This is a genomic window from Streptomyces tauricus (assembly GCF_014650955.1).
In the GTDB taxonomy this organism is placed as follows: Bacteria; Actinomycetota; Actinomycetes; order Streptomycetales; family Streptomycetaceae; genus Streptomyces; species Streptomyces tauricus.
Genome location: NZ_BMVY01000046.1, coordinates 42,211 through 48,748 on the forward strand (window position 1 = coordinate 42,211; position 6,538 = coordinate 48,748).

Consider the following 6,538-nt stretch of genomic DNA (forward strand, 5'->3'; position numbering starts at 1 on the left):
CCCCGTCCCTAGGATGACCCCATGTCACTCCCGCACGCGATCCTCACCGCCCTGCTCGAGAAGCCGTCGTCGGGGCTGGAGCTGACCCGTCGCTTCGACAAGTCGATCGGCTACTTCTGGTCGGCGACACATCAGCAGATCTATCGCGAGCTGGGAAAACTGGAGGCCGAGGGCTCCATCAGGGCCCTCGCCTCCCAGCAGCCGGCCCGCGGGCAGAAGAAGCGGTACGAGGTCCTGCCGGCGGGCCGCGCCGAACTGGCCCGCTGGACCGCCGCGTCCCAGGACCCCAAGCCCCTGCGCGACACCCTGCTGCTGCGGCTGCGCGCGGCGGCAGTGGTCGGCACGGCAGGCATCGGGGAGGATCTGCGCCGCCATCTCGCGCTGCACCGGCGGCAGTTGGCGGAGTACGAGGAGATCCAGGAGCGCGACTTCCCGCCTGGCAAGGACGCTCCCGCGGACCGGCTCCAGCACCTCGTCCTGCGTGCCGGGATCGATCTGGAGACCTTCTGGACGGGCTGGCTCACGCACGCGCTTGAGGAGTTCGAACGCATCCCGACCCAGGGCTCCCCGCACTGACCGCCCAGGTACTTACTGCCGGTTCGGTCAAAGGCGGTTCGGCCTGGAGCGGCGGCGCAGGACCCAGACGGTGGCCCCGACGCCGGCGGCCACCAGGACCCCGCCGGCCGCGTACGTGACGGTGCCGTAGTCCTGGCTGGTGCTGCCCATGCCGCCCATCACCCCGCGCGACGGTGACGCCGTCGCCGTCGCCGAGATCGTGGGTGACGAGACCGGCGAGACGGTCACGGACTGGGTGCCCGCCGTCGAACCGTCGGCGCACACCACGATGACGGTGTAGGTGCCGGAGGTGACGCTCGACCAGGCGGCGGACTGACTGGCGCTGGTCCCGGACAGGGTCACCTGGCGTCCCTGCGCGAAGTTCGCCTGACCGCTGGAGAGCAGCGAGGCGTTCCCCATCGATCCGTTGGACCTGGTGACGCACGCGCTGGTGGTCACCTGCACCGTCCCGCCACTGGTGGTCACATTGATCCCCGTGGCCGCCGCGGCGGCCACGCCGGGCATGCCCGCGGTGAGGGCCAGCGGCAGCGCGGCGACCGCCACGGCCTGCCCGGAGCGGACGAGTGTCTGAGTGATACGCATACGACTGCCCTCCAACGGCACGGTGGCGGTACATCCCATGAGCCGCCGAGGGTCGGGAACGCCCGTGCTGCCTTCGGACCGAGCCAATGCGACGGCCGCCGTTTCCGCATGCGGGCGAGGGCCGTACAGGTGAACAATTCGCCGGATCCCGGCCTCTTCCTCAGGGCTGCCCGGTCGTCACGGTCCGCTCCGTCGAGAAGGCGCCCCACGTGCCGTCCGGCAGCTTCGCCCGGATCCGTACCCGCTGGGTGAGCCCGGCCTCCCGGCCCACGTAGAAGCTGTACGTCGCCCTGCCGGGCGGAGGGGTCGCGCCCCAGACGAGCGAGGTGACCGGCTTGCGGTCGAGCTGGATCTGGTACTCCGCGATCACTCCGTCCACCTGCGGCTGGGTCCATGACAGGTCGAGGTAGTACGCCCCGTCCTTGCGGTGCGTCGTGGCGCGGAACGCGGAGGGCGCCATGCCCGTCCCGGTGTCCGAGCCCTTCGTGTCGGCCGGACCCGCCGGGGTGGTGATCCGGACGGCCTCGCTCGCGGACGAGACGTTGTCCGCCGCGTCGCGCGCCCGGACCGTGAAGGAGTAGCGCGTGCCCGGCCGCAGCCCGGTGACCACGGTCGCCGTCTGGGCGCCGCCCACACTGTGGATCTTCGTGCTGCCCTGATAGATGTCATACGAGGCCACACCCTGGTCGTCCGTGGACCGGGTCCACGACAACTGCGCGGCCCGGCTCCCGGCCGGCTTCCCGCCGGGGCGCTGCGGGCGGCTCGGGGGCCGCGCGTCGGCCGCGGTCGCGGCGGGCGTGGTGGCCCGGACCCGTTCGCTCGGCGGCCCCAGCCTGCCGTCGGCGTCCCGCGCCCGCACGGAGAAGGCATACCTGGTCGACGGCTTGAGCCGGGTGATGTCAACCATGTACTCCGAACCCGGCACTTCCTTCACCTTCGTGGTGCCGCGGTACACCTCGTAACGGGCGACCTCGGGTTTGCCGGAGGCCCGGTTCCACATGACGTGCACGCTGGTCGCGCTGCCCGCCGCCGCGGTGACACCGGCCGGAGCGCCGGGAGGCCTGCCGTCCTCGTCCGAGCCCTGCCCGGTCAGCCCGCAGGACACCATCGTGAGCAGCGCGCCCCAGACCACGGCGCCTCGCAGGAGTACGCGTCGCACAGCCCTGCCCTCCCTCGACCCTTCCACCACGAGATTGGTCCGGACCAATATGACCTCCTCGGAGGGGCCGCAACAAGAGGGCCGCCGTTCGCGATTTCGGCCGCACGTTACGTATGCTGATCCTCCAACCGGCTGAACTCACCGATGTCGCAGGGAAGTTCATGCCGACGGTGCGGAACGCTGTCGTCGCTGATCCCGCGCCGGCGAGGGCGGCCGGGTGGCCGGAGTCGTCGACGAATCCGACCACCCGGCCCCCGACGACACGTCACGCGGCACATCACGCGGCACACCACGCTGTCCGTCCTGCGTGTCACCGGACGTGCACCGTACGGCCCCCCAGCGGTGGCCGCAGGTGCGGACCCCCACCAGATTGGGCTGAGTGTTCGTCAGTGCCCGCTCAGGAGAGGGTCTCTTATCGTGCGTGTCCGGTCGCTGATGCTGGCCGCGGCCGGTGCCGCCCTGATCGCCCCCACCGCGCTCCCGGGCGCCGCCCCGCCACCCGAGGCCGGGCCCGACGCCGGGCACGAGCGGGCCGGATACGGCGGCCCGAGCGCGGGGAACGTGCCACGTGCGAGGAACGACGCGGGTACGGGTGTCACCCGCGACGCGCGCCGGAGGACACCCTCCAGGACACCGGCCCCGGGGAACGTCCGGGCGAAGGAACTCCTGGCCGCCGTGCGCGACTGCGCCCCCGTCTCGCACGACCGCTTCAGCAGCGACTACGGCGAGCCCGCGGACATCGAGGTCTGCGGCAGGCGCGAGGCCGTCTTCTGGAAGGCCGACCTGGACATCGACTGCGACGGCAGACCGGGCCGCCACTGCAACGAACGCACCGACCCGCTCTTCTGCGACACCACCGCCTTCCAGCAGTCCGACGGACGCCAGCTGAGCGCCGAGCGACTGCCGTACGTGGTCGTGCCAGGGCCGAGTCACCGCTGGAACCACCGGGAGCACGGCGTCCGGCGCGGGACGGTCGCCGCGGTCATCCACGGCGACCGGGTCCGGTACGCGGTCGTCGGCGACGTCGGCCCCGACGACATCATCGGTGAGGCCTCGTACGCCCTGGCCCGGAACCTCGGGATCCGACCCGACCCGAGGGGCGGCGGAGCGGCGTCCGGGGTCACCTACATCCTGTTCAAGGACTCCGGCGCCTCACCCATCGAGAGCCCCGGGGCGGCGGTGGCCCAGGGGGAACGGCTCGCCCGCGAACTCGTGGGCCGCAGCTGAGCGGACACCGTCCGGCCGCCTCCCCTCCGGCCCCACACACCTCCGACATGTGCCGGTGCCACCCCCCACAGGGGCCGATGACACCCTTCCGCACACCTCCATGTGCCGCTGTCACACCTTCCGGTACGTGTACGCCTCGGCTGCCGCGGCCTCCACCGCCGCCAGGTCCGCTCCGGCCGACGCCGTGACGACCGCCGCCACCGCGCCCTCGACGAACGGCGCGTCCACCAGACGGGTGTCCGGCGGCAGTTCGTCGCCCTCGGCCAGCAAGGCCTTCACCGTGAGGACCGCACTGCCGAGATCGGTCAGTACGGCGACACCGGCGCCGCGGTCCACGGCGGCGGCCGCGGCGGAGATCAGCTCGGAACTGGTGCCCAGGCCGCCGTCCCCGTCACCGCCCGCCGCCGCGACCGGGGCGAGCGTGCCGCCGCCCGCCAGTCCCGTCGCCAGTTCGGCGACCGAGGCGGCCACCGCGGCGCTGTGCGACACGAGCACGACGCCCACGAGCTTCCCGCCGTCACCTCCGGCCGTCCCAGCGTTCACGAGGTCACTCACCGGCCGTCTCCGCGAGCGCCGCGATCAGGAGCGCCGAGGAGGTGGCACCCGGATCCTGGTGCCCGATGCTGCGTTCGCCCAGATAGCTCGCCCTGCCCTTGCGCGCCTGCAGCGGCGTGGTCGCCTGGGCGCCCTCCTCCGCGGCGGACCGTGCCGCGGCGAAGGACTGACCCAGCGCGTCCACCGCCGGCAGGAGCGCGTCGATCATCGTCTTGTCGCCGGGCGCCGCGCCACCGAGCTGCATCACGGCGTCCACGCCGGTGCGCAGCGCCTGCGCGAACTCCTGCTCGTCGACCTCGGCGGCGTCCCCGAGCGCCTTGCCGGTGCGCCGGAGCAGAGTCCCGTACAACGGGCCCGAGGCGCCGCCCACCGTCGAGATCAACTGGCGTCCGGCGAGCGTCAGGACGGCACCCGGTGTGCCCGGCTCGTCCTTCTCCAGGACGGTCGCGACGGCCCGGAAGCCACGCTGCAGATTGCTGCCGTGGTCGGCGTCGCCGATCGGTGAGTCGAGGGCGGTGAGCCGTTCCGCCTCGTGTTCCACGGACACGGCGGTCGCCGTCATCCAACGGCGGAAGAAGTCGGCGTCGAGCACTGGATCTCCTTGCGTGGTAAGGGTGTTGCCGGGTCGCGCCGGGAGGGACGAGGAGGGGGAGCGGCCCCTCACATGCCCCAGCGCAGACCCGCGGTACGCACCGGCGCGTCCCACAGCCGCAGCAGGTCCTCGTCGACCTGGCACAGGGTCACCGAGGCGCCGGCCATGTCGAGCGAGGTGACGTAGTTCCCGACGAGGGTGCGGGCCACCGGAACCCCGCGCTCGATCAGGACCCGCTGCACCTCCGCGTTGAAGCCGTACAGCTCCAGCAGCGGGGTGGCGCCCATGCCGTTCACCAGGACCAGCACGGGGTTGCGCGGGTTCAGGTCCTCCAGGACGGCGTTCACCGAGAAGTCGGCGATCTCCCGCGAGGTCATCATCGCCCGCCGCTCACGGCCGGGCTCACCGTGGATCCCGACGCCCAGCTCCAGTTCCCCGGCGGGCAGATCGAAGGTGGGGCTCCCCTTGGCGGGCGTGGAGCAGGCGCTGAGCGCGACACCGAAACTGCGCGAGTTCTCGTTGACCTGGCGGGCCAGCGCCTCGACCCGTTCCAGGGGCTGCCCCTCCTCGGCCGCGGCGCCTGCGATCTTCTCCACGAACAGGGTCGCGCCGGTGCCGCGGCGGCCGGCCGTGTAGAGGCTGTCGGTGACCGCCACGTCGTCGTCGACGAGGACCTTCGCGATCTGGACACCCTCGTCCTCGGCCAGTTCGGCGGCCATGTCGAAGTTGAGGACGTCACCGGTGTAGTTCTTCACGATGAACAGCACCCCGGCGCCGCTGTCCACGGCGGCGGCGGCCCGTACCATCTGGTCCGGCACCGGGCTGGTGAACACCTCGCCGGGACAGGCGGCGGACAGCATCCCGGGACCCACGAACCCGCCGTGCAACGGCTCGTGCCCCGACCCGCCGCCCGAGACGAGCCCCACCTTCCCGGCCACCGGGGCGTCCCGCCGCACGATCACCCGGTTCTCGACATCCACGGCCAGCTCGGGATGCGCGGCGGCCATGCCACGCAACGCGTCCGCGACAACGGTCTCCGCGACGTTGATGAGCATCTTCATCTGTACCTCCTGGGGGCTGGCAAACGGGCGGCCGACCCGGTCCGTGATGCCGGTGGGAGTGCCGTCATCGGCAGTATCGACCTTGTGGTCACGAAGGTCACGAGCACAACACGTCCCACCGCCAGGTCGGGGCCCGGTGTCTCCCCTGAACCACATGAACAACACCCGGACGCGTCTCGCTCGAAGAATAAACACAAAGGAAACACGCGGCCTGTTCGGCACCGGTAGGTTTCCCGAAACACTGGCGTGTTCCCCCGTTCATGTTGTGTTCTTCTTCGCCCTGGAACTCTTTCGCGCCGGTTGCTCCTCTGCCCCGCCGTCTCGAATCCTCACTCAGAAGGAGCTGTCCGTGCCGGACCGCCCGCGCGAAACACAGACACGTCGCACGGACGCCGCGGACCCGGCCAAACGCCCCACGCACAGACCCCGGCCCCCGCTGGCCTCCTTGCAGGGCAGCGCGGGAAACAGGGCCGTCGCGGCAGCGATCCAGCGTGCGTCGAGCGGCCCTCGCCCCGGTTCAGCAGGGGGAGACCAACGGCAGGCGGGCTCCTTCGAGATGGACGCCTTGGTGAACGGCAGGGGCCGGTCGAACTCCGCCCCCGCCGACCTGACCTCGCTCGCCGAACCCCGGCAGCCCTCCCAGGAGAGCCAGGAGACATCAGGGGAGAGACACCGGGCGGCGGCGTACAGCCAGGTGGCGGCGGACGCGGCGGCTGAGGGGGCTCGGCGGCCGGGGGTGTTGGAGGAGCGGCGGCGTCGGGTGGGTGCGGTGGCGGCGGATGCGGC

The 6,538-nt window shown here is 72.0% G+C and carries 8 protein-coding genes; 3 read left to right on the top strand and 5 right to left on the bottom strand.

All coding sequences use genetic code 11. The features are described 5' to 3' along the window. Nucleotides 1–21: 21 nt before the first annotated feature. Entirely contained in the window at nucleotides 22–576 is a 555-nt protein-coding gene (locus IE278_RS37885) for a PadR family transcriptional regulator (protein ID WP_189779553.1), read from the top strand. A gap of 27 nt (nucleotides 577–603) precedes the next feature. On the opposite strand, the gene IE278_RS37890 is transcribed toward IE278_RS37885, so the two are convergent. Both IE278_RS37890 and IE278_RS37895 read right to left on the bottom strand, forming a co-directional pair. Then, the gene (locus IE278_RS37890) at nucleotides 604–1,158 is read right to left on the bottom strand and encodes a hypothetical protein (protein ID WP_189779554.1); all 555 of its coding nucleotides are present in this window, start codon (nucleotides 1,156–1,158) and stop codon (nucleotides 604–606) included. Between the two features lie 160 nt (nucleotides 1,159–1,318). Continuing rightward, the gene (locus IE278_RS37895) at nucleotides 1,319–2,317 is read right to left on the bottom strand and encodes a fibronectin type III domain-containing protein (RefSeq protein ID WP_373312207.1); all 999 of its coding nucleotides are present in this window, start codon (nucleotides 2,315–2,317) and stop codon (nucleotides 1,319–1,321) included. 417 nt (nucleotides 2,318–2,734) lie between these two features. Here IE278_RS37895 and IE278_RS37900 point away from each other — a divergent pair, with 417 nt between their 5' ends. Beyond that, nucleotides 2,735–3,544, top strand: a complete 810-nt coding sequence (locus tag IE278_RS37900) for a glycoside hydrolase family 75 protein (protein WP_246571350.1) — start codon at nucleotides 2,735–2,737, stop codon at nucleotides 3,542–3,544. Nucleotides 3,545–3,655: 111 nt separating this feature from the next. Here IE278_RS37900 and IE278_RS37905 read toward each other — a convergent pair whose 3' ends face one another. The 3 genes from IE278_RS37905 to dhaK all read right to left on the bottom strand — a co-directional run bounded on the left by IE278_RS37905 (nucleotide 3,656) and on the right by dhaK (nucleotide 5,752). Beyond that, complete coding sequence (locus tag IE278_RS37905) at nucleotides 3,656–4,099, bottom strand: PTS sugar transporter subunit IIA domain-containing protein (protein WP_246571369.1); 444 nt, start codon at nucleotides 4,097–4,099, stop codon at nucleotides 3,656–3,658. After that, nucleotides 4,092–4,691 (bottom strand): dihydroxyacetone kinase subunit DhaL, encoded by a 600-nt coding sequence (gene dhaL / locus IE278_RS37910; RefSeq protein ID WP_189779555.1) that lies wholly within the window; start codon nucleotides 4,689–4,691, stop codon nucleotides 4,092–4,094. Before dhaL ends, IE278_RS37905 begins: the two co-directional genes overlap by 8 nt. Nucleotides 4,692–4,759: 68 nt before the next feature. Continuing rightward, nucleotides 4,760–5,752, bottom strand: coding sequence for a dihydroxyacetone kinase subunit DhaK (dhaK, locus tag IE278_RS37915; protein WP_189779556.1), 993 nt, complete (start codon nucleotides 5,750–5,752; stop codon nucleotides 4,760–4,762). A 556-nt stretch (nucleotides 5,753–6,308) separates the two neighbouring features. Here dhaK and IE278_RS41885 point away from each other — a divergent pair. Then, nucleotides 6,309–6,538 (top strand): hypothetical protein (locus IE278_RS41885; protein ID WP_213089767.1); only part of this gene is annotated, 230 nt, incomplete at its 3' end.

Coding starts and splice junctions, on each gene's coding strand:
- IE278_RS37885 (WP_189779553.1), top strand. CDS start 22: ATGTCACTCCCGCACGCGATCCTCACCGCCCTGCTCGAGAAGCCGTCG.
- IE278_RS37890 (WP_189779554.1), bottom strand. CDS start 1,158: ATGCGTATCACTCAGACACTCGTCCGCTCCGGGCAGGCCGTGGCGGTC.
- dhaK (WP_189779556.1), bottom strand. CDS start 5,752: ATGAAGATGCTCATCAACGTCGCGGAGACCGTTGTCGCGGACGCGTTG.